The sequence below is a fragment of the Accumulibacter sp. genome (genome assembly GCF_023806625.1).
Lineage (GTDB): Bacteria > Pseudomonadota > Gammaproteobacteria > Burkholderiales > Rhodocyclaceae > Accumulibacter.
This window is the reverse complement of sequence record NZ_JAMTDX010000055.1, coordinates 1-3484: the sequence shown is the minus strand read 5'-3', so window position 1 is coordinate 3484 and position 3484 is coordinate 1. Positions and strand designations below refer to the sequence as shown.

Here is a 3484-nt window from a genome sequence, read left to right as displayed (position 1 = left end):
GGCGGCATCGAGTAGCGCCGCCAGGTCCCAGACGAGCAGGCCGGCGGGCGGCGGGGTCTCGTCGATCATCGGCCAGTAGCGCAGGTCCGCCCAGAGCGTCTGCTGATCCGCCGATGCCTGCAGGCGACTGAAGTTGCCGCCGACGATCGGCGTCGTCGCGCCCAGATACTCCGCTCGCCCGAAGGGATCCTTGACAATACCGATCTTGCCGCCCATTTGATGCCCGCCGTCACGGGTTTCGTTTTCGAAAAGCGGATCGCGAAAGTCGAAGAAGTAGTCGGCAACCAAAGCGTATTCGGTACCGTTGCGCGAGACGACGACCGGCGACTGAGCGCGCTGGACATTCAACTGGTACTTGCCGTCGAGCCGGCTGGTGGTCGGCAGATCGCCGCCCATGCGGATCGTATTTACGCGCGGTTCGCCGAGGAAGCGACCTTCCGGCGTCAGACCGACGAGAACCGTCGCCAAACCGCTGTTGTTGTCGAGCGCATCGCTGAGGATGAAGCGCAGGCTGCCGTCACGGACACCGGCCGAGGCGATGAACTGCGGTCCTTTGCCCTGTCCGGCCGGAAAGACGACGCGCGCAATCGCATCCGCTCCAGCCGTCAGCCGACCGCCGACGACCGTGCACTGGTCGAGGTCGATGAGGAAGACCTTGCCGCCGTCGGGCGGGCTGCGGCGCATGGAAACGCCCAGGCTTTGCTGGCTGGCAGTGACCGCGAGATAGGTATGGACGCCGAAGGTGACTGCCAGATCCTGATAACCATAGGGCGTACCGGCACCAGAGAGATCGGCCGGCAGGTCGATCTGCTGGACCCGCAGAAAATCGCTCTGTGCCGAGTCGATGGCCACGCGCAGCAGTCGGGCGCGGTCCTGCGGGGCGGCGGAACTCTCCGCGACATAGAGCCAGCGGCCGGCGACGGCCAGGCTGCAGAGGTTGGCCCGGCCGAGGTCGAGCGAGCGGGTAAACTTCAAGGTGGCGGTATCGAAAATATGGATCTGACCGCTGCCGGCGACGAACATCAGACGTTGGTCGCTGCTGAAGGCGATGGCGTCCGTCTTTCCGCCGCTCATGGTTGCGTCGGAAGGATAAGCGATTTCCTTGATCAGGACGCCGTCGCGGTAGAGATTGACCTGCCGGGCGAGCGCCACGGCGCCCAGCTTGCCGGGCACGTCGACCGTGCTGCCGGCGGGATTGCCATTGACAGTCCACCGCCCGACGCCGGCGCCGTCGGGGATCTGGACCAGGCGCTGCACGGTCAGGCGGTGCAGTCCGAGGGCGATGCCGTCGGGAACGTCAAGTTCGACGGTCACACTGCCGGCCCCCGCGGGGACGGCGGCACGGTCGAGCAGGGTCTTCCAGACGAGCGTTCCCCCTTGGTCGTACTGAACGACGCGGTCGTTGGTCCACCCGCCGCTCGTCGCCGAACGGGCCCGACCGGTCTCCTCGTCGATGCTCAGGGCCTCCGGCGAGAGCCAGAAGCGCAGGGCGGTTGGCGGCGGCGTCATGTCCGCGCGGACGAAGGGTTCGACCTGCTCGAGGCTGACCTTGAGTTTGCCGGAGGCGAGCCTTTCGATTCGGGTGATCTTCGGTGAGCTGGCGTCGCTGGTCGTCCCCGCGAGCGGTGCCGAGGGGCCGGCGGGGCTGAGGATGAGTTGATTGCCGACCTGTTCCTGCTTGATTTCCCGCAGCCGATAGCCGCCGGCGTAGCCGATGTCGACGGCGTAAACAGCGCTCCGCGCCGCATAAAGGCCGATCAGATCGAGCGCCACTCCGAGACCTACGCTGCCGCTGGCGAGCATGGCAGCGCCCGTGACCATGGCGATTTCGCCAGCAATCAGCTGGTCGTAGTCGATGCCCTGCCCCTTGACCGTGACGCCACCCGTCTGCCGATCGACGGCGATCTTGACGACCAGGAGGTTGCCGCTGCCGCTGATGCCGTTGTAGGGTGGGCTGGCGGTGCGGGCGACGAGTTGTCCGGCGTTATCCGTGCCGATGAAGCCGTTGTCGACGATCCACCAGACTTGGCGCGTTCCGCCGCCGACGTCGGGCGCTGTGCCCTGGCGCAGAAAGAGGACTTCGTCGCCGACGGCGACATTCTCGGTGTCCTGTAACGGAATGACCACTTGCACCGGCGCACGCGTCGGTTCTTCGCCGAGATCGAGTTGGAAGGCGCCAAGAGTGTGCAGTAACGCGGGGTTCGGCGCGCCCGTGCCAGTTTGCGCTGCAATCTCGTCCAGGGCGATGCGACGAATGCCGATGCGGGTGTCGTCGGCGAGTGCACCAGCACCGATGAGTACCGTTTCGCCGGTCGCCGCGCGGACCACGCCACCGGCGGCCGCATCAACGATGATGTGTGAGGGCGTGGCGGTATCGGGATCGTCGTCGGCCTGCTGCGGCAAGGCAACGACGAGGGCAATGTCGGTCTGCCCGATCACCTGCTGGCTGACGACTCCGCTGTCGTCGACGTGCGTTGACAGGTGAACGATTGAGACCGTGACGCGCCCCGGCGCAAGCGCGGTAAGCAGACCATCGGCGCTGATCGTGGCGACGCTTTCGTCCGAGACGAAGTAGCGCGTCCCGCTGCGCGCTTCGGGGATCGCCGAGGTAAGCGAGGCCGGCGCTTCGTCGGTGTTGGAAGGGAGCTCGATCGGGTTGGCGCCATGCACATCGAGCGCGTCGCCGGAGTCCGGATCGATGCGGTGAACCTTGAGCTGACGCGTGCCACCCGGAGTAAGGCTGAGGGTGCCCGGGTAGACGTCCACCTGTACAGTCGGCTGTTCTTCGCTGTAGTCGCTCCCCAGATCGACGGTCGGAACGCTTGGGTTGAGCGCCTGTACGGCTCGCACGAGCCGTCCGTCGCGATCGTGGCGCTCGACGACGATCAGCGCAGCACCCGGGCCCGTGGCGCGGATGCGGTCGTGCGCATCGTCGATCTGCACGCTGTTGCTACCGACGTAGCCGAGTGGGGCGAGGTCGGCGGCGCTGACGTTGAGGTAGGCGCCGTTGGTGATGGCAACGTCGCTCTCGTCTTCGAAATCGGCTGTGGCTTCGAGCCCCGTCGCTTGGCCACTGATCAGCGCGGGCAATGCGGCGAGGTGCAGGCGCCGGAGCTTCGCCCCGCTGATGTTGACCGTCAACGCGATCGGCACACCGGCGGCGAAGCCGTCGTCGGCCTGGACGGTGATCGTAGCCTCCCCGGTGGTGCCGGCGTCGGGGGTGAAGGTGAGCGTCTGGCCGTCGGCGTCGAGTTTCGCTTGCCCGTGCGTGACACCGAGGACGCGCCAGAAGAGCGCGTCACCTTCGCGGTCTTCGGCGAGGCCGGCGAGCGCGGTGGTGAGATTCAGGTCGGTGTGGGTCTTGAGCGTGGGCCGGTCGGCGTTGGCCTGCGGCGCGGTGTTGGCGGCGAAGCCGGTGTTGGCGTAAAGCACCTGGCGGTCGGCGGGGTTGATCAGGCCGTCGCCGGTGAGGTCGGCGCCCGGA

The 3484-nt window shown here is 67.0% G+C and carries 1 protein-coding gene; it reads right to left on the bottom strand.

Features of this window, described 5'->3' with window-relative positions:
• A partial coding sequence (locus tag NFW05_RS09660) for an Ig-like domain-containing protein (protein ID WP_295305645.1) occupies positions 1-3484 on the bottom strand: 3484 nt, incomplete at both ends.